General features: G+C 68.4%; 20 protein-coding genes. 9 read left to right on the top strand and 11 right to left on the bottom strand.

Features of this window, described 5'->3' with window-relative positions:
- Positions 1–124: 124 nt before the first annotated feature.
- Entirely contained in the window at positions 125–718 is a 594-nt protein-coding gene (locus tag O0J73_RS15745; RefSeq protein ID WP_006462204.1) for a mechanosensitive ion channel family protein, read from the bottom strand.
- Between the two features lie 34 nt (positions 719–752).
- On the bottom strand, positions 753–932 hold the full coding sequence (locus O0J73_RS15740) for a hypothetical protein (protein WP_008268616.1): 180 nt from the start codon (positions 930–932) through the stop codon (positions 753–755).
- A gap of 126 nt (positions 933–1,058) precedes the next feature.
- On the opposite strand from O0J73_RS15740, the gene O0J73_RS15735 reads away from it, so the two are divergent.
- From O0J73_RS15735 to O0J73_RS15725, 3 genes are read left to right on the top strand one after another with little or no spacing between them, the layout of a single operon-like run.
- Entirely contained in the window at positions 1,059–1,637 is a 579-nt protein-coding gene (locus tag O0J73_RS15735; RefSeq protein ID WP_197564718.1) for a sigma-70 family RNA polymerase sigma factor, read from the top strand.
- Positions 1,634–2,173 (top strand): hypothetical protein, encoded by a 540-nt coding sequence (locus O0J73_RS15730; protein ID WP_308309109.1) that lies wholly within the window; start codon positions 1,634–1,636, stop codon positions 2,171–2,173. The genes O0J73_RS15735 and O0J73_RS15730 overlap by 4 nt, the downstream gene beginning before the upstream one ends.
- A gap of 10 nt (positions 2,174–2,183) precedes the next feature.
- A complete protein-coding gene (locus O0J73_RS15725; protein WP_308309108.1) occupies positions 2,184–3,065 on the top strand; it encodes a DUF4097 family beta strand repeat-containing protein in 882 nt (293 codons plus the stop codon).
- Between the two features lie 49 nt (positions 3,066–3,114).
- On the opposite strand, the gene O0J73_RS15720 is transcribed toward O0J73_RS15725, so the two are convergent.
- The 3 genes from O0J73_RS15720 to O0J73_RS15710 form a co-directional block, all read right to left on the bottom strand.
- Positions 3,115–3,297: a hypothetical protein gene (locus O0J73_RS15720; protein ID WP_005410566.1), complete on the bottom strand. Its 183-nt coding sequence runs from the start codon at positions 3,295–3,297 to the stop codon at positions 3,115–3,117.
- A gap of 11 nt (positions 3,298–3,308) precedes the next feature.
- A complete protein-coding gene (locus tag O0J73_RS15715) occupies positions 3,309–3,602 on the bottom strand; it encodes a YkgJ family cysteine cluster protein (protein WP_080357208.1) in 294 nt (97 codons plus the stop codon).
- 229 nt (positions 3,603–3,831) lie between these two features.
- Entirely contained in the window at positions 3,832–5,193 is a 1,362-nt protein-coding gene (locus O0J73_RS15710) for an Hsp70 family protein (protein ID WP_006462283.1), read from the bottom strand.
- Between the two features lie 169 nt (positions 5,194–5,362).
- Here O0J73_RS15710 and O0J73_RS15705 point away from each other — a divergent pair, with 169 nt between their 5' ends.
- Positions 5,363–5,698, top strand: a complete 336-nt coding sequence (locus O0J73_RS15705) for a zinc ribbon domain-containing protein YjdM (RefSeq protein ID WP_006462284.1) — start codon at positions 5,363–5,365, stop codon at positions 5,696–5,698.
- 7 nt (positions 5,699–5,705) lie between these two features.
- On the opposite strand, the gene O0J73_RS15700 is transcribed toward O0J73_RS15705, so the two are convergent.
- Complete coding sequence (locus O0J73_RS15700; protein ID WP_006462285.1) at positions 5,706–6,857, bottom strand: transglutaminase domain-containing protein; 1,152 nt, start codon at positions 6,855–6,857, stop codon at positions 5,706–5,708.
- A gap of 229 nt (positions 6,858–7,086) precedes the next feature.
- Between O0J73_RS15700 and O0J73_RS15695 the strand changes: the two genes are divergently transcribed.
- The 4 genes from O0J73_RS15695 to O0J73_RS15680 all read left to right on the top strand — a co-directional run bounded on the left by O0J73_RS15695 (position 7,087) and on the right by O0J73_RS15680 (position 9,951).
- Positions 7,087–7,689: a hypothetical protein gene (locus O0J73_RS15695; protein ID WP_308309107.1), complete on the top strand. Its 603-nt coding sequence runs from the start codon at positions 7,087–7,089 to the stop codon at positions 7,687–7,689.
- Between the two features lie 49 nt (positions 7,690–7,738).
- The gene (locus O0J73_RS15690) at positions 7,739–7,912 is read left to right on the top strand and encodes an oxidoreductase-like domain-containing protein (protein ID WP_008265759.1); all 174 of its coding nucleotides are present in this window, start codon (positions 7,739–7,741) and stop codon (positions 7,910–7,912) included.
- Positions 7,909–8,526, top strand: a complete 618-nt coding sequence (locus tag O0J73_RS15685) for a DUF998 domain-containing protein (protein WP_006462287.1) — start codon at positions 7,909–7,911, stop codon at positions 8,524–8,526. Before O0J73_RS15690 ends, O0J73_RS15685 begins: the two co-directional genes overlap by 4 nt.
- A gap of 78 nt (positions 8,527–8,604) precedes the next feature.
- Complete coding sequence (locus O0J73_RS15680) at positions 8,605–9,951, top strand: virulence factor family protein (protein ID WP_197564721.1); 1,347 nt, start codon at positions 8,605–8,607, stop codon at positions 9,949–9,951.
- 40 nt (positions 9,952–9,991) lie between these two features.
- Here the strand turns inward: O0J73_RS15680 and mprF are convergent, their stop codons facing one another.
- Positions 9,992–12,556, bottom strand: coding sequence for a bifunctional lysylphosphatidylglycerol flippase/synthetase MprF (mprF, locus tag O0J73_RS15675; RefSeq protein ID WP_197564722.1), 2,565 nt, complete (start codon positions 12,554–12,556; stop codon positions 9,992–9,994).
- Between the two features lie 192 nt (positions 12,557–12,748).
- Between mprF and O0J73_RS15670 the strand changes: the two genes are divergently transcribed.
- The gene (locus O0J73_RS15670; RefSeq protein WP_005418155.1) at positions 12,749–13,096 is read left to right on the top strand and encodes a RidA family protein; all 348 of its coding nucleotides are present in this window, start codon (positions 12,749–12,751) and stop codon (positions 13,094–13,096) included.
- Positions 13,097–13,139: 43 nt separating this feature from the next.
- Here O0J73_RS15670 and rnfB read toward each other — a convergent pair whose 3' ends face one another.
- The 4 genes from rnfB to O0J73_RS15650 form a co-directional block, all read right to left on the bottom strand.
- On the bottom strand, positions 13,140–13,562 hold the full coding sequence (gene rnfB, locus O0J73_RS15665) for an Rnf electron transport complex subunit RnfB (RefSeq protein WP_006462329.1): 423 nt from the start codon (positions 13,560–13,562) through the stop codon (positions 13,140–13,142).
- 24 nt (positions 13,563–13,586) lie between these two features.
- Complete coding sequence (locus tag O0J73_RS15660) at positions 13,587–14,177, bottom strand: HAD family hydrolase (RefSeq protein ID WP_197564723.1); 591 nt, start codon at positions 14,175–14,177, stop codon at positions 13,587–13,589.
- A gap of 76 nt (positions 14,178–14,253) precedes the next feature.
- Positions 14,254–16,335, bottom strand: a complete 2,082-nt coding sequence (gene metG / locus O0J73_RS15655; RefSeq protein ID WP_006462331.1) for a methionine--tRNA ligase — start codon at positions 16,333–16,335, stop codon at positions 14,254–14,256.
- A gap of 100 nt (positions 16,336–16,435) precedes the next feature.
- Positions 16,436–16,879 (bottom strand): DUF2147 domain-containing protein, encoded by a 444-nt coding sequence (locus O0J73_RS15650; protein WP_006462411.1) that lies wholly within the window; start codon positions 16,877–16,879, stop codon positions 16,436–16,438.
- Positions 16,880–16,956 lie beyond the last annotated feature (77 nt).

Genomic DNA, 16,956 nt, shown 5'->3' with positions numbered 1-16,956 from the left:
CCCATGGACGGGTTTACGGCGTCTCCCGCCACCGGACCCACCCCGCCATCCCACAGGAAGCCAGCCTTTGACGTTGACGTTGCCTCGGCGGGTGCAGGGCGCAGCCCTGCAAAGACCCCCCCCCTCAGCCGTCGCCCTGGATCCCGCCGGGGGCCTGCGCCGGGTCGCGCCAGCGACGCACCGTGCGCTGGAAGAACAGGTTGTTCGGCAGCTGCAGCACCGTGCCTTCGTGGCCGTCACCGGTTTCCTGCAGCGTCGTGTAGATCAGGTTCACATCGATCACCCGGCCCTTCAGCCCAGGTTTCTCGCCGTTCTCCAGCACCTCGATGTAGTCGTGCAGGCGGAACGGACGGGTGGTGAAGATCAGCAGCGTGCAGAAGATGTTGGACAGCACGCTCCAGGCCGCGAAGAAGGCCACCGCGCCCACCGCGGCGAAGCCGGTGAAGGCGGTCCAGAGCACCGACGGCTTCGCGCCGAGCAGGCTGAGGATGTACAGCAGGGCACTGAAATAGACCACGAAGCTGGTGATCCGGCGTGCGCCCATCACCATTTCCGGCGGCAGCGTGTAGTGCTCGGCGAAGCGGCGGATCAGGCGACGGGCGAGCAGCCGCAGCAGCCAGGCGACCAGCAGCACCAGCACGATCTGCAGGGCAACGCCGGCGTAATTCAGCCAAGGGTGGGTCCAGGGCGGCAGGTGGTCCTTCAGCGACAACATCATGGGACGACTACGGAGGGGGAAACGGCCCCCGATGTTACCCGGCGCGTGCGGCGGATTCGACCGTGGGCGTCCAGGCCAGGCAGACCAGCTCCTTGCGATGCTGCTGCAGGCAGGCGCGGCCGTTGTCGGGGCGAAGCTGCAGCGACAGGCCCAGCACCTGCAACAGGACGCAGGCGGCGATCACCAGCAGGGCGGCGCAGGATGGGCTGGACATGGCAGGACTCCCGGACGGCGTTTTCACGAAGGACCTTGCATGGATGCAGCGGCCGCCGAAAAGGTTGCAGGGAATCGATCATCGTCTGGCTCTAAACCTTTTTCCGGGCCGGCGCATCCAAGCGATATGCTCGACACCACCATGCCCGCGCCGCCTGCCGCCAACGACACCGTCGACGAATCCGCCCTGGTGCGGGCGGCGGCCGCTGGCGATACCGCCGCCTACGAACTGCTGTACCGGCGCCACGCGCCCCGTGTATTTGCCGTGCTGTGGCGGCTGTGTGGGGGGCAGCAGGCGCGTGCCGAAGATGCGTTGCAGGAAGCCTTCCTGCAGGCCTGGAGGGCGCTGCCGGGGTTCCGTTTCGAGAGCAGCCTGTCGACCTGGCTGCATCGGCTGGGCGTCAATGCCGCCCTGATGGAACTGCGTGGGCGCGCGGCCGGGCAGGACCACGACAGTCTGGATGAGGTCGACGGCGGGCTGCAGGAACTGGCGGTGCATGACCGCTGTGCCGGCACCGAGCGCGACCTGGAGCGCGCGCTGTCGACGCTGCCACCACGGGCACGTGCGGTACTGGTGTTGCACGATATCGAGGGCTGGAAACACCAGGAAATCGCCGAGCAGCTGCAGATGGCTGTCGGCAGTTCCAAGGCACAGTTGCATCGTGCGCGCGGTTTGCTGCGTGCACGGCTGGGAGACATGACATGACGACACACGACCACGATTCCGATTCCGATTCCGCGCTGCTGGCACGCCTGCGCGCCCTTCCCAGCGAACGCAGTCTGCCCGCCGATGGCTGGGAGCGCCTGTCGGCCCGGCTGCCACCGCGTGAACCACCGTCGGCACCTGCAGCGGATGGCAATGTGGTGGCCCTGCCCATGCGTCCGAGGCGGCGCTGGTGGCTGCCGGTGGGCGCGGCGCTGGCGGCCAGCCTGGCGGTGTATGCGGTGGCGCCGTGGCGCCATGCGCAACCCGGCATGCCGGCGCCGTCCGCATTGCAGCTGCAGGCCGCGGCGATGACCGAGCAGTACCAGCAGGCCGTCGCTTCGCTGCCCGATGGACGCGCACCGGAATGGCAGCCGGCCCTGCACGAACTCGATGAAAGTGCGGCGCAGATCCGCGCCGCACTGGCGCAGGACCCACGTGCGCCGCACCTGCTTGGCCAGCTCAAGCGCACCTATGCGCTGCGTCTGGAACTGACCCGGCAGGCGGCCTATGCCGCCGAGTCCGGCCTGGCAACCTGAGGAGACCCCCATGACCCGAACCCTGATTTGCTGCTGTGTGGCGCTGTTGCTGGCACCCTCGCTGGCGCTGGCCGACACCCGTATCGACGAACGCCACACGCTGGCCGCCGGCGGCCGCATCGAACTGAGCAACGTCGCCGGCAAGGTGACCGTGCGCGGCTGGGACCGCAACGATGTGCAACTCACCGGCACGCTCAGTGACGGCCTGCAGCTGCGCCAGGAGAAGAGCGCCAACCGCGTGCGCTGGGAGATCGAGTACCCGCGCCGCAACAACAACGGTGGCGCCACCCTGGTGCTGAATGTGCCGCGCTCGGTGGAACTGCTGCTGAGTACGGTCAGCGCCAGCCAGGACATCAGCGGCATCGACGTGCGCCGCCTGCAGGCCGATACGGTCAGCGGCAGCCTGAGCGCGGCCGGGCGCAGTGGCGACAGCAAGCTCAACACGGTCAGCGGCAGTGTCAGTGCACGCCTGCAGACCCCGAAGCTTGACGTCAATACGGTCAGTGGCCGGATCGAGGCCGGTGGCGGCGTATCCGGTGATATCGGTGCGCAGACCGTGTCCGGCCGGGTCGAGGTGGACGCCGGGCGCGTGCAGCGGCTGGCGGTGGAGACCGTGTCGGGCAGCATCGAGCTGGCAGCGGCCGGGTTGGCACCGGGTGGCCGCATCAACGTCGAATCGGTGAGCGCCTCGGTGACGCTGAGCCTGCCGCGCATGGTGTCGGCGCAGCTATCGGTGAACAGCTTCAGCGGTTCGATCAACAGCGATGCCGGGCAGGTGGAGCGGCCGCGCTACGGGCCGGGCAGCCACCTCGACACGCGACTGGGCGGCGGTGATGGTGACATCCGCATCCAGTCGCATTCGGGCAGTGTGCAGGTACGCCTGGATCGCTGAACGCGGTCCGGCAGGCCGCGGCGGCAGCGCCGCCGCGGTCGGTACTGGGTCAGCTGGCTTTCTTCAGCGCCCAGGTGGTGCCGAGGACTTCGATCTTGCCACCGGCCTTGCGGAACGCAGCCAGGTCCGAAGCGATCGAATCACTGCTGACCACGGTGCTGGCGGCCGCGCCCTTGCGTTCGCTGCGGATGCTGTTGCTGGCCTTCGCGGGGGTCTTTGCCTTGCGGGGCATGGTTGCTCCTGTCAGGTGGAAGGGGAGGAAAGCGACCAGGCATCAGCCTGGCGCAGGTAGTCCTGCCGCTCGCGGCGGCAGTCATCGCCGCCCATCGAAAACTGGCGGCAGATCGCCGGGCGCTGCGAATAGATCGTGCAGCGCAGGTGATAGGGATCGATCGCCGCGCACCAGCCTTCCTCGTTGCGTGCCATCACGGCACGGCCGTGCGCGTCGCGCGAAAGGAACTGGCCAGGCACGTGGTCGCCGGGCTGCAGCAGCACGGGCAGCCGGCAACAGACCGCGTCACAACGGCGGCAGTCGATGGGTGCAGGTGCTGCGTCAGGTTGTAAGGCCTCTGGGGCCTGGCGGGTGCCCAAAGCGGGTCTCGATGGCGGCTCCGGTGGTGCGCGGACCATGAACGAGCCAGGAAGGCATGGCCGCTAGGCCCGCAGGGCGGGCCGGGCTGCACGGAAGACACGCACCGGCGTGGCCGGTGGAAGGTGCAGCAGGGTTCTAGCCGACCAAGAGTAACTTAGACCGCGTAACGTTTTGTTAATCCTGGCTGGCTGCCGCCAGCGCAAGGCCCTGGACCACGCCCAGCGAGGGTTCGCCGTGGACCATGCGGGCGCCCGGGAAGGCCTCGGCCACGGCTTGGCGCAGGTAGCCGGCACGGGACATGCCGCCGGTCAGGAACACCGCATCCGGGTCGCCACCGATGTCGCTGCGGACCTGGGCCAGCAGTTCGCGGATCTGCTCCAGGTACCCATGTGCGGCGGCGGCCAGGCCGTCGGCGCTGCTGTCGGCATGCAGATCGCGGGCGATGTAGTCCAGCGTGCTGCGGTGCTCGCTGGCAGCACTCAGGGCGATCTTGGCGCGTTCGACATCGCGGTACAGGCGCGCGGTATTGCCGGTGTCCTGCAGGGCCTGCAGGCGGTCGCCCCAGGGCGCGTCCACATGGTCGTACTTGTGCAGGCGGAAATCGCGCTGGCGGGTCATGTCCTGGACGGTGGCCGCTTCCACATAGTGGTGGGCCGGTACGCGGGTGATGCCGCGGCCGAACAGCGGCATGTAGCTGGACAGGCTCAGTGCCAGGTCGATGTCGGTACCGCCGCGGGCGATACCCCAGGCGCGGTGGATGCGCGGTGCGTCGTCGCCGCCGACTTCGGCATGCGCGATGTCGGTGGTACCGCCGCCGATGTCGACGATCACCGCCTGGTGCCGCTCGCGGCTTTCGGCGTGGTAGTGCATGGCCGCCGCCGCCGGTTCTTCGAGGAAATCGATCTGGTCGAAGCCGGCCTGGGTGGCGGCTTCGCGCAGGATGTCCAGCGCCTGGTCGTTGCCGGCCGCGCCGATCGAACTGCGGAACTGCACCGGGCGGCCGAGCAGGGCGGCACGCAGCGGGCGGCCGAGCTGGGCGCTGGCGGTCAGGCGGATGTGTTCAAGGATGTGCGCGGCGATGCCGGTGATGGTCTGCCTGGCGCGCGGGTGCAGGTTGTAGCCCAGCATCGACTTCGGGCTCTGCACCAGGTTGCCTTCGTGTTCCTCGAAATACGCTTCCAGTGCCTCATCACCGTAGACCGCGTTCTGCAGCAGGTCGCTGGCGCTGCGTTCCTGGCCGGCACGGGCTTCCATCCACTCGCGGCGCAGCGCGCGCAGGGCTTCGCGGCGCAGCGCCTGTGGCGTGCGTTCCTGGCCGGCGGCACGCGCTGCGCGGGCGGCGCTGTCGATCATCTGCTGCAGCTGGTGTTCCTGGCCGTCGTCGAGCTGGAAGTCGTCCGGGTCGGGCACCACGCCGGGGAAGTACACGCTGGTGCGGAACTGCTCGGCGTCGCCGAAGCGGATCGGCAGCAGTTTCCCCTCATGCACGATGGCGGCGGCGGAGTTGCTGGTACCGAAGTCGATGCCGAGGCGCATGGGAAGTTCCGGGGGCGATCAGGGGCCGCGCACTCTGCTGCAGTTCGCGGCCGACTGCAAGTTCCAGCGTCCTGTCGTGAAGGAGGGCCGCCGGCCGCCTCCCGGCGGAATGGGAAAAAGGCCAGCCGGTTACAATGGCGGCTGTTGATTCATTTTGAGGTACTTGCCGATGTCGTCCGCCCCCGCTTGCCCGCAGTGCACCCTGGAAAACACCTATGCCGATGGCGCGCTGTGGATCTGCGCCGACTGCGGCTTCGAGTGGACCGCCGAGGAAAGCGCCGGTTCGACCCTGGTCGTGCGTGACAGCAATGGCAATACGCTGCAGACCGGCGACACCGTCACCGTGATCAAGGACCTGAAGGTGAAGGGCTCCTCGATCCCGCTGAAGCAGGGCACGGTGATCCGCAACATCCGCCTGGTCGAGGACGATGCCGAGCACATCGAAGGCAACTCGGACAAGATCAAGGGGCTGGTCCTGAAGACCTGCTTCCTCAAGAAAGCCTGACCGGACCTCAGCGCCTGGCCTGCTGCGCGCGCCAGCGCGCCAGGCTGTCCAGCTTGGCCTGGTAGCGAGCCTGCTCCGGGGCCCCGCCCAGTTCCTGCGCGCGCAGCATTTCGCGATCGGCCCGCTTGAGCTGGCCGGCCAGGAAATAGACCCGTGCCAGCCCGAAGTGGAACTGGTGCGCGGTGTCATACAGGCGCACCGCCTGGCGGTAGTAGCGGATCGCCGCATCCAGCTGGCCCGCACGCTCGGCCTTGGCGCCGAGCATGTACTGCGCGAACGGGTCCTCGCGCTGCACCGACGTCAACCGGCGTTCCAGCGCCTGCGCCTGCGCGGTCAGGCCCAGGCTGCGGAACAGTGCCGAGGCATTGGTCAGCGCGGCATCCTGGCGTCCATCCAGCTGCAGCGACCTGTCCAGCGCCTGTCGTGCGCCCTCGTTGTCGCCCGCGCGATGGTCGAGCACGCCGACGTTGTTCCAGACCGGAGCGAACCCGCTGTCCTGGGCCAGCGCAGCGTCGAAGAACGCGCGTGCGCCCACCAGGTCACCTTCGGCAAGGTACTCGGCGCCGCGGTTGTTGTAGAAATGCGCCAAGGCCCGCGCACGGCTGACCGGAACGGGCCCGCGCCGGTCGTAGAGTACGTTGCGGTCCAGGTCGACGGTACCGAAACGCCCACCGACGTCGACGCCGGCGTTGACGTGCCCGACGTTGTAGACCACGCCGTTCTGCTGGTCCTGGTACCACGACACCACCTGTCCCACTTCCTGCACGCGGGCCTGGATGCCGGCTTCGCGGGCAAGCGTCACGAACAGCAGGGTGAAGGCCAGGCAGTTGGCCTGGCGGTGCTGCCAGATCTCGCTGACGGTGTAGGTCGCATTGGCGTCGTACTGCAGGTCCAGCCCGTGCTGGTCGAAGATCATTTCCACCAGCGCCTGCAGGCGCTGGTCGCGGGAGTAGCTGCGCTGGATCACCTGCTTCTGCAGCATCGCGCGCAGGTCCGCCGGAATGGCGAACACCTCGTCCGGCGTCGGCACGCGCGGAGCCGATACGGTGATGGTCGGAGTGGTCACCACCGCCGCAGGTGGCGCCGGGTCCGCGCCGAAGGCCGGCGCACAGAGGGCGAGCAGCGAAAGGGCCAGGCAAGGGACGGAAGGGCGGTACATGACAGCTCCCGGCAGCGGCGGGCGCTCCCGCCTGTGGCGAGTGTAGACCCAAGGATGTTCCGCTGCAGCGACCGTTGGTCGGCGTCGCGGTTCATCCACAACCGGTGTGGACCAGCGCTCGACAAAGCTGTGGACAACCGAGCCCAGGCCACGCCCGGCAAGCGTTGTGAGTGCGTGGTGAATAAACAGCCAGCTTGCCCGCCGCCGGCGCAGGCGGGATGATCCGGGCATGGACTTCCAACCTCTGACGCTTGCCCCGGCGCAGTGGCAGGCGCTGCAGGACAGCTATGCAACGCCGCCCCGCGCCTACCACCACTTCGGCCACGTGCGCGCCGTGCTGCAGCACTGCCAGGAGGTGGCTGATGGCCCGGGCTGGCAGCAGCCGGCCGAGGTCTATCTGGCCGTGCTTTACCACGATGCGATCTACCAGGCCGGGCGCAAGGACAACGAGGCACGCTCGGCGCAGTTGGCCTTGCAGGCAATCGCGCACGCACCGGACCTGGCTGCCGTCGATGGCACCCGGGTCGAGCAGCTGATCCTGCTGACCGCCCGCCATGGCGAGCTCGGCCCGGACGATGTAGATGCCGAGGCGGCGCTGTTCCTGGACTGCGACATGGCGATCCTGGCCGCGCCGGAACCGGTGTTCGCCGCCTACGACCGGGGCGTGGCCGAGGAGTACACGGGCGTGGTGCCGGGCTTCCTGTACCGCGCCGGGCGCCGGCGTTTCCTGCAGGGCCTGCTGCGTGCGCCACGCATCTTCCTCAGCGACTTCTTCCACCAGCGCCTGGATGCCGCGGCCCGCGACAACCTGCGCCGGCAGCTGGACCGCTGAGCCAGCCCGGTACACTGGGGTCTGTTTCCACCGATCGCCGTTTCCGACCGTGTCCGTTCCTGATCCCGATCCCCGCCCGCTGCCACCGGAAGAGCCTGGTCCCAATGAGTGCTGCGGCAGTGGCTGCCCGCTGTGCGTGCTTGACCTGTATGCCGATGAGCTGCAGCGCTACCGCAAGGCACTGGCCGAGTGGCAGGCGCGGCATCCGGAAGCGGCGCCATGAACCGCGCACGTCCGGCGGCAGTACTGGCACTGGTGGCGTTGCTGCTGTTCGTGGTCACTGCGCTGTGGACCCAGTTCGTGCGCACCGACCTGGACTGGGTGCGGGCCACGCTCAGCCTCTACCTGCATGGGCCGTGGGGGCTGGCATTGCGCGCTGCGTACTGCCTGCTGGCGCTGGCCATCGCGGTGCTGGGCGTCGCGCTGTATCGCGGCAGCATCGGCCCGCGTCGCAGCGCGGCTGCACCGATGCTGTTCAGCGTGTCCGCACTGGGGCTGGCCACCGTCGCCATCGGTGACAGCTGGCTGCCCGAAGCAACGCCCCTGCTGGCACCGTTCATCCATGGGCTGGCGGCCAACACCGCGTTCCTGTGTGCCAGCGTCGGCATGCTGCTGCAGGCCTGGTACCTGCGCCGCGAACCAGGCTGGCAATCCGCCGCCGGCCTGCTCTGGGGCTGGGCGTGGCTGGCGTTCGTGCTTCTCTGGCTGCACGTGCTGTGGCGCGCTGGGCCACCGCGCGGGCTGGGGCAGAAGGTTGTGATTGCGGTGATCGTGGGCTGGCTGCTGTACCTGGCGCTGGCGTTGTATCGCCGCAGCCGCCGCCCCGCGCCCTGCTGAACCCCCAACGGCCTGCGCCGGTACGTGCCGTGCACGTGGTGGCGGCGTATCGTGTGCGCATTCCATCGGGGCTGCGATATGAAGCGTGCAGGGCTGGGCAGGGCAATGGGTGTGGTACTGGCGCTGGCTGCGCTGCCGGCGATGGCGGCGGCCAACGTGCAGCAGTTCAGCCACGGGCGGTTTGAACAGATTCCGGTGCACATGCCGTCGGGAACGCCGCAGCGGGTAGTGATCTGGTTCCATGAACCTTCTGCCGGCGGTGATACCAGCCGTTTGCCGATCGAGGCGCTGCGTGCCGATGGCGCGATGGTCGCGGCCGTGGACATCGCACATCTGCGCGGCGTGCTCAAGCGCGAGGGTGACCCGACCTGCTCGTTCGGTTCCGGCGATGTCGAGAATTTCTCGCGCTGGCTGCAGGCGTCGCTGCATCTGCCCGGCTACCACCTGCCGCTGGTCGGCGGCGATGGTGAAGGTGCCGAAATGGCCTACTCGCTGGCGGCGCAGGCCGACACCCAGGTATTCGCCGGCCTGCTCACCACCGGCTTCTGCCCGGACCACAACCACGAGCGCATGGTCTGCGGCGATGGCGTGAAGCGCAACAGGTTGCAGCCCGCCGAACTGAACTTCCCGTGGTTGAGTGCGGCCGGTGATCACGGCTGCAAGGTGGGCGAGGCCAGTGGGTTCGTGCAGCAGGTGGCGATGGCGCGTGAGTTCAAGCGCACCGCGCGCGGTGATGCCTCACCGGGCCTGGTGGCTGCGGCGCGGGTGATGGGGGCGCAGGCGGGTGTCAGCCTGGCGCCGCCGCCGGCCGTGTTGAAGGGCCTGCCGGTGGTGGAAGTGCCCGCCGCCGGCAACGGCGACACGCTGGCCGTGTTTGTCTCCGGCGACGGTGGCTGGGCCGGCCTGGACAAGGACGTGGCGTCGTCGCTCAACGAGCATGGGGTGGCGGTGGTCGGCATCGATTCGCTGCGCTACTTCTGGAGCGAGCGCACGCCGAAGGGCTTTGCTGCAGACCTGCAGAAGATCATCGATCACTACCGCCAGCAGTGGCACCGCGACAAGGTGATGCTGATCGGCTTCTCGCAGGGCGCCGACGTGCTGCCGGCCACCATCAACCAGCTCGATGCCGATACCCGCGCGGCGCTGGACCGTATCGTGCTGCTGTCGGTGGGCAAGAAGGCCGACTTCGAGTTCCATGTCAGCAACTGGCTGGGCGGCGGCGGTGACGGCCTGCCGATTGCGCCGGAAGTGGCGAAGCTGCCGGCTGGCAAGACGTTGTGCGTGTATGGCCAGGACGACGATGACGCGCTGTGCCCGGGCCTTCCCGCCAACGATGGCGTGCAGAAGGTGAAGCTGCCGGGCGACCATCACTTCAATGGTGACTACGACCGCCTGGCCGAGGTGATCCTCAAGGGTGGCGCCTGACGCTCATGTAGCGTCGAGCCATGCTCGACGGATCGCGGCCTCAATTCCGCCGCGGATCCAGCGAGATCAGGCGCGTGGCATCCAGCAGCGCCGCCGGCAGGTGCATGCCGCCGGGTGCTGCCAGATAGCGCGGCCGCCACTGCGGATCGAACTTCGACTTGAAGCGGCGCAGGCCACTGAAGCCATAGAAGCGTTCGCCGTGCCGCGCCAGCAGGCCGGCCAGCCGGTTCCAGCGGCCGGCCAGCCGATGCTGGGCCAGGCCGGACAGCGGTGCCATGCCCAGCGAGAAGCGTGCATAGCCCTGCGCGCGGCCCCACAGGAACAGCTCGATGAAGAGGAAGTCCATCGTGCCCTTCGGCGCCTCGTTGACATGGCGCATCAGGTCCACCGACAGCTCGGCACCGGCCGGTGCCTGCCACAGGTTGGCGAACGCCACGATCTGGCCTTCGGCCTCGACCAGCGCCACCGGGAAGCGCGCCAGGTAGTCCGGGTCGTAGCTGCCCAGCGAGAACCCCTTCTCATCGCCGGCCTTGTCGTCCAGCCAGGCGTTGGAGATGGCATGCAGGCGTGGCAGCAGGTTGGGAATCTCCTCCACCGGCGCCACCCGGAAGGACAGGCCGCTGCGCTTGCCACGGTTCCAGGCCTGGCGCAGGTCGGCGCGCTCGCGGCCCTCCAGCCCGAAATCATGCAGCGGCACAATCGCTTCTTCGCCCAGCTTGACCAGGCCCAGGCCGAGGTCCAGGTAGGTCTGCCAGTAGGTCTCGCCCACTTGGTAGAACACCGGGCGCAGGCCGAGCCGGTCGGCCTCCTCGCGGAAGCGCCAGATCAATGCGCGGGCGACCTCCGGCGGTCCAACCGGATCGCCCATCGCGATCAGCGAACCGCCATAGCGCTGCATCATCACGAAGCCCTGCTTCGCATCATCGCGCAGCACCGCCTTGTCGGCGGTCAGCACCAGGCAGGCCTGGGTATCGGTGGCACCGGCCAGCACCGGCGCCAGCGATTGCAGCGTGGCTTCATCGGCGGCCGGCAGCGGGCTGCGGGTGCTGTGCAGCAGCCGCGCCAGGCCGAACATCACCAGCGCGATGGCCACCAGCAGCAAGGCTCGCAGCGCGCGCGGCGCGTTGCCGGACACCGCGAATTGCCACCACAGCTCGTTCTGGTATTCGACATGGCTGTAGGTGAAGAACAGCAGCCAGGTAACCGCGACCAGCACCAGGCCGAGGTTGCGCAGCCACGGCCACGACCAGGCCTCGTCCAGCAGCGCACCCTGGCGATAGAACTCGCGGCGTGCGGCCCACAGCGCCATCGCCACCAGCAATGCGGACACCGCGATCAGCGGCTGGCCGCCGCGCAGCCACAGTGGAAGTGGGGTAATCACACACACCGCCATCGCCAGCATCCACGCCGCGTGGCTGCGCCGTGACAGGCCCTGGCCGATCAGCAGCAGGGCGACACCGCTGAGGCTGCCGATCAGGTGCGAGGTTTCCAGGATGGGCAGTGAGGCGTTGACCAGATGGCGACGCGGGGTCGGCAGCGTGCCGTCGATGACCAGCGCCGCGCCGATGCTGAACGCCGCAAGCGCGATGATCTGCGGCAGCCAGGGGCGCAGCGCGTTCCAGCCGGCGCGGGTGGCGCCGGCGCTGGCCTGCAACGGTTGCCGCAGCGCGGGCGCCAGTGCGAGCAGGGTGGCCAGCACCAGCGGCAGCACGTAGTAGGTAACGCGGTAGATCAGCGCAGCGGCCAGCACCGCCGCCGGTGCAACCTGCGGCAGCAGCTTCAGCAGGCTCCATTCGAACACGCCGAGGCCGGCGGGGACGGTCGAGACCAGGCCGGCCAGCACCGCAACCAGGTACAGGCCGACGAAGCCGGGCAGGCCGGTGGGCGTCGAGTCCGGCAGCAGCACGTAGAACGCGGCGCTGGCCAGTACCAGTTCGATCACGCTGAGCACGGTGACGCCGATCATGGTGCGGCGGTCGGGCAGCCACAGGCCATGCCCGAACACGCTGAACTGGCGGCCTTCGCGGCCGACCAGCAGCAGCATCGCCAGATAGGCGAACAGCGCGATGATGCCGACCACGCGCACCGCGTCCGGATCCAGCGGCAGTGCCAGCGCCGCGGCTTCAGGCTCCATGCACAGCGCCACGCTGATCAGCAGCCAGGCACCGAACACGAAGCCGAGCGTGCTCATCAGCACCACCTGGCCGATCTGCGCCAGGTCCAGGCCGGCGGTGCGGTAACCGCGCAGGCGCACCGCACCACCGGTCAGCGCGGCGAAGCCCACGGTCTGGCCCAGCGTATGTGCCAGGAATGCGGTGATGCCGATGCGTGCCGGATGCACGCGGATGCCGCTGCGGCGCAGGCCGATGGCGTCAAAGCCGATCAGGCAGGCGTAGCTGGCCAGGCCCAGCACGACGGTAAGCGCGATCTGCGTGCCGCTGAGTTGATGGAAGGCGTGGCGGATGGCGCGGTAGCCGTTCTCATCGAACTCGTTGGCCAGGCCGTGCAGCGCCAGCGCCAGGATCAGCAGCGGGATGACGATGGTAAGGACCCGCTTCCATGCCGGGGTGGAGGAAGCGGTGGCGGGGTCGGTGGTTTCGGTCATCGGCGCAAGGGTGCGTCAGGAAGGGCGAGGGCGGTGTCAACGCGGGCGTGGCGCATCGTGCGCCTGTCGCGGGCATTTGACCAGCGGGCGTGTCGGAGCCCGGTAGTGGCGTTGCGCGGTACGTCCGCGTGCACCCATCGTTGACCGCTTTGGAGGACAATGCAGGCCTGATCACCCGCAGGAGCCACGCCCATGATGGAGCGTTACGACGTCGGACCGCGCATGTCCGAAATGACCGTGTACAACAAGGTCGCCTACCTCTCCGGCCAGATTCCGGAAGACACCAGCCAGGACATCACCGGTCAGACCCGGCAGGTGCTGGCGGAGATCGACAAGCTGCTGGCGCTGGTGGCCAGCGATCGCCAGCACGTGCTGCGCGCGGAAGTGTTCCTGGCCGACATCGCCGACTTCGATGGCATGAACAAGGCGTGGGACGAGTGGGTGGTCGAGGGCGCGACCCCGGCCCGCGCCACGTTTGAAGCCAAGCTGGCCCACGCCGAGTGGAAGGTCGAGATCGTGGTGACGGCCGCAGTGCCGTAACCGTCGTGCAGGCTCAGATCCCTTTTCCTCAGGACAAGGGATCTCAGCCTTGTTGCGGGTGCACCAGCTCGATGCAGTCCACCGGGCACGGCGGAATGCACAGCTCGCAGCCGGTACACAGATCGGCGATGACCGTGTGCATGTACTTGGCACCGCCGACGATGGCATCCACCGGGCAGGCCTGGATGCATTTGGTGCAGCCGATGCAGTCGGCCTCCACGATCAACGCAACCTGCGCGGCCTTGTGCTCGCCGCGCGAGCGGTCAAACGGAATGGCCGGTGTGCCCAGCACCTGGGCCAGTGCACGCGCGCCGGCGTCGCCACCCGGTGGGCAGCGGTCCACGCCCGCCTCGCCGCGCGCCATCGCCTGCGCGTAGGGGCGGCAGCCGTCGTAGCCGCATTGCCCGCATTGGGTCTGCGGCAGCAGGCGGTCGAGGCGTTCGGTCAGGGGCGGGGTCAGGCTCATGCGTGGCGAAGGCTGCGCGTTGGGTTACTTCAGGGGTTTGCCACGGAACCAGCGTTCGTGGGCCAGCGCCAGCATCGGCTTGTCTTCGGAACTGTCGCCGTAGGCATGGATGCGCACGTAACGCGACAGATCGAACTGGCGACGGATGTGCTCGACCTTGCGCGGGCCGCAGTCGCCACCGGCATAGCGACCGGTCAGGCGGCCGTCCTGGCTCTCCAGCCGGTTGCAGATCAACTGCAGGCCCAGCTGCTCGCACCACGGCTTCAGGTACAGGTCCAGCGAACCGGACACGATCACCACGGTGTGCTGCTGTTCCTTGTGCCAGCGGATCTGCTCCAGCATTTCCGGGCGCACCACCTGGGGCAGGAATTCGCGCGAGAAGCCGGCGGCCAGCGTGGTGATGTCGTCGCTGTGGCGGTCGCTGAAGGTCAGGCGGGTGACGCGTGCGCGGATGCGTTCGGCCGAGATCAGTTTCAGCTTGTACGCCACCAGCCACGGGCCGACCTTCCACCACGCCTGCGCCAGCTGTTCGGCGGTGGCCACGCGGCGCAGGAAACGGCCATAGGTATCGCAGGTGGTCACGGTGTGGTCGAAGTCGAACAGCGCCAGTTCCATTCCCTTGCCTCCCATCGCATTGCCCTCGTGGCCGGTGCTGCCGGCGGGCGCGGCCTGGCCACGCCCGCTGCAGGCATCAGCGGACCGGCATGCCCGGCTGCGCGCCGCTGTCGGCGTCCAGCAGCGCCAGCGCGCCGCCGTCGAAACCGGCCGACAGGATCATGCCTTCGCTCAGGCCAAAGCGCATCTTGCGCGGGGCCAGGTTGGCGATGAACACCACGCTGCGGCCCACCAGCTTCTCCGGCTCGCCGTAGCTGCCGCGGATGCCGGAGAAGATCTGGCGCTTGCCCAGCTCGCCGGCATCCAGTTCGAAGCGCAGCAGCTTGTCCGAGCCGTCCACGAATTCGCACACCAGCACCTTGCCGATGCGCAGGTCGAGCTTGGCGAAATCATCGATGCCGATGTAGGCCGGTGCGTCGGCGCTGTTCGCTTCGTCCTTGGCCGGTGCCGGTGCGGCCGGTTTGGCGGCGTCGGTCTTGGCGGCGGGGGCGGCAGCGGCGGCCGGCTGCAGGGTGTCCTTGGAGGCGTCGATCATGGCGTCAATCTTCTTCGGGTCGATACGGGTGAACAGCGGGGTGTAGTCGGTGATGCGGTGGCCCAGCAGCGGCTGCACCAGGTCGGTCCAGTCGTTTGCCGGCGCAGCCAGGAAGGCCTCGGCCTGCGCGGCGGTGGCCGGCAGCACCGGCTTCAGCGCGGTGACCAGCACGCGGAACAGGTTCAGGCCCTGGCTGCACACCGCCTGCAGCTGCGCGTCGGCGCCTTCCTGCTTGGCGATCACCCACGGCTTGACGTCATCGATGTAGCGGTTGGCTTCGTCGGCCAGGGTCATGGTCAGGCGGATCGCCGCCGCCGCGTCGTTGCGCTCGTAGGCCTCGCGGATCGGCGCCAGGCCGTCGACGAAACGCTGGTACTGCGCCGCATCGGGCAGCTGCGCGGCCAGCAGGCCGTCGAAGCGCTTGCTGATGAAACCTGCGCAGCGGCTGGCCAGGTTGACGAACTTGCCGACCAGGTCGGCGTTGACGCGGGCGATGAAGTCACCCAGGTTCAGGTCGAGATCGTCGACGCCACCGCCGGACTTGGCCGCGTAGTAGTAACGCAGTGCTTCCGGTTCCAGGCCGGCGTCGAGGAAGGTGCGGGCCATCACGAAGGTGCCGCGCGACTTGCTCATCTTGGCGCCGTCCACGGTCAGGTAGCCGTTGACGTGCAGGCGGGTCGGCGCGCGGTGGCCGGTACCGTGCAGCACCGCCGGCCAGAACAGCCCGTGGAAGTTGACGATGTCCTTGCCGATGAAGTGGTGCAGCTCGGTGGCGGTGCCGGCGCGCAGATGCGATTCGAAGTCTTCGCCGAGCTTGCCGCACAGGGTCTGGAAGCTGGACAGGTAGCCGATCGGCGCGTCCAGCCAGACGTAGAAGTACTTGCCCGGCTGGCCGGGAATCTGGAAGCCGAAGTACGGCGCGTCGCGCGAGATGTCCCACGCGCGCAGGCCGCCTTCGGCATTGAGCCACTCACCCAGCTTGGCCTTGACGCCCGGCAGGGCGACGTCGCCGGCCAGCCAGTCGCGCAGGAACGCGTCGAAGTGGCCGACCTCGAAGAAGAAGTGCTCCGAATCGCGCATTTCCGGCGTGGCACCGGAGATGACCGAACGCGGTTCCTTCAGGTCGGTCGGCGCATAGGTGGCGCCACACACTTCGCAGTTGTCGCCGTACTGGTCGGGGCTGCCGCAGTTCGGGCAGATGCCCTTGACGTAGCGGTCGGGCAGGAACATGCCCTTGGCCGGGTCGTAGAACTGCGCCACCGAACGGCGGCTGATGTGGCCGGCCGCTTCGAGTTTCAGGTAGAACTGCTCGGTCAGCGCCTGGTTGGCCGCCGAGTTGGTCGAGTCGTAGTGGTCGAAGGCCACGCCGAAGGCGGCGAAGTCACGCTCGTGGCTGGCCTGGATGTTGGCGATGAAGGTTTCCGGAGTGACTCCGGCCTTTTCCGCAGCCAGCATGATCGGCGTGCCGTGGGTGTCGTCGGCGCAGACGAACCAGGCCTTGCCGCCGCTCATTCGCCGCGCACGCACCCAGATGTCGGCCTGGATGTAGCCGACCAGGTGGCCCAGGTGCAGCGGGCCGTTGGCGTAGGGCAGGGCGGTGGTGACGAGCGCGGTACGGGTCATGGTCGCGGGGTGAAGCCGAGGGGAACCGCAGAGTATCGCATGCCCGCAACGAGGTGACCCGGCCGGGGCCGGGTCACGGGGGTGAGGCGGGTCAGGGCGTTTATTCGCGCTGCCAGGTCTGCGCGCGGCAGATGAAGGCGATGCAGCCGGACACGTCCAGCTTGGTGCCACCCGGCTGCAGTTCCATCTTCGACTTGTAGGTCTTGCCGTTGGCGGGATCGAGGATGGTGCCACCGGACCACTTGTTGGCGCCGTCGGCCTTCAGGTTCCAGAGGATGGTCATGCCCTTCACCGGCTTGTTCTTGTTGGCGCCTTCACAGCCGTCGCAGACCGGGTTGGGACCCTTGTCCGAGTGCAGGATGTCGACCACCTTGCCGGTCAGGGTGCCATTGGCGGCCTGGGTGATCTCGACGATCGACTTCACCTTGCCGGTCTTGTCGTCGATGGTCTTCCAGCGGCCGGCGGCGCCGTCGGCGGCCTGCGCCGAGAGCGCGGCCAGGCACAGCGGCAGCGCCAGCAGCAGGGTCTTGAAGGTCTTGCGCATGGTCCCCTCCCAGGGTTCATTCCGGCACGATGCCGGTACGGGTCGACTGTATACCCATTCGGCGGGGTATGGGGAAG

The organism is Stenotrophomonas sp. Sm6012, assembly GCF_030985895.1.
Classification (GTDB): Bacteria; Pseudomonadota; Gammaproteobacteria; order Xanthomonadales; family Xanthomonadaceae; genus Stenotrophomonas; species Stenotrophomonas forensis.
Note: the sequence above shows the minus strand (reverse complement) of the source record. Positions and strands in the feature narration are given on the sequence as shown.

Coding starts and splice junctions, on each gene's coding strand:
- O0J73_RS15660 (WP_197564723.1), bottom strand. CDS start 14,177: ATGGAACTGGCGCTGTTCGACTTCGACCACACCGTGACCACCTGCGAT.
- O0J73_RS15680 (WP_197564721.1), top strand. CDS start 8,605: ATGAAGCGTGCAGGGCTGGGCAGGGCAATGGGTGTGGTACTGGCGCTG.
- mprF (WP_197564722.1), bottom strand. CDS start 12,556: ATGACCGAAACCACCGACCCCGCCACCGCTTCCTCCACCCCGGCATGG.
- O0J73_RS15685 (WP_006462287.1), top strand. CDS start 7,909: ATGAACCGCGCACGTCCGGCGGCAGTACTGGCACTGGTGGCGTTGCTG.
- O0J73_RS15700 (WP_006462285.1), bottom strand. CDS start 6,857: ATGTACCGCCCTTCCGTCCCTTGCCTGGCCCTTTCGCTGCTCGCCCTC.
- O0J73_RS15695 (WP_308309107.1), top strand. CDS start 7,087: ATGGACTTCCAACCTCTGACGCTTGCCCCGGCGCAGTGGCAGGCGCTG.
- O0J73_RS15705 (WP_006462284.1), top strand. CDS start 5,363: ATGTCGTCCGCCCCCGCTTGCCCGCAGTGCACCCTGGAAAACACCTAT.
- rnfB (WP_006462329.1), bottom strand. CDS start 13,562: ATGAGCCTGACCCCGCCCCTGACCGAACGCCTCGACCGCCTGCTGCCG.
- O0J73_RS15725 (WP_308309108.1), top strand. CDS start 2,184: ATGACCCGAACCCTGATTTGCTGCTGTGTGGCGCTGTTGCTGGCACCC.
- O0J73_RS15730 (WP_308309109.1), top strand. CDS start 1,634: ATGACGACACACGACCACGATTCCGATTCCGATTCCGCGCTGCTGGCA.
- O0J73_RS15710 (WP_006462283.1), bottom strand. CDS start 5,193: ATGCGCCTCGGCATCGACTTCGGTACCAGCAACTCCGCCGCCGCCATC.
- O0J73_RS15670 (WP_005418155.1), top strand. CDS start 12,749: ATGATGGAGCGTTACGACGTCGGACCGCGCATGTCCGAAATGACCGTG.
- O0J73_RS15745 (WP_006462204.1), bottom strand. CDS start 718: ATGATGTTGTCGCTGAAGGACCACCTGCCGCCCTGGACCCACCCTTGG.
- O0J73_RS15720 (WP_005410566.1), bottom strand. CDS start 3,297: ATGCCCCGCAAGGCAAAGACCCCCGCGAAGGCCAGCAACAGCATCCGC.
- O0J73_RS15740 (WP_008268616.1), bottom strand. CDS start 932: ATGTCCAGCCCATCCTGCGCCGCCCTGCTGGTGATCGCCGCCTGCGTC.
- metG (WP_006462331.1), bottom strand. CDS start 16,335: ATGACCCGTACCGCGCTCGTCACCACCGCCCTGCCCTACGCCAACGGC.
- O0J73_RS15735 (WP_197564718.1), top strand. CDS start 1,059: ATGCTCGACACCACCATGCCCGCGCCGCCTGCCGCCAACGACACCGTC.
- O0J73_RS15650 (WP_006462411.1), bottom strand. CDS start 16,879: ATGCGCAAGACCTTCAAGACCCTGCTGCTGGCGCTGCCGCTGTGCCTG.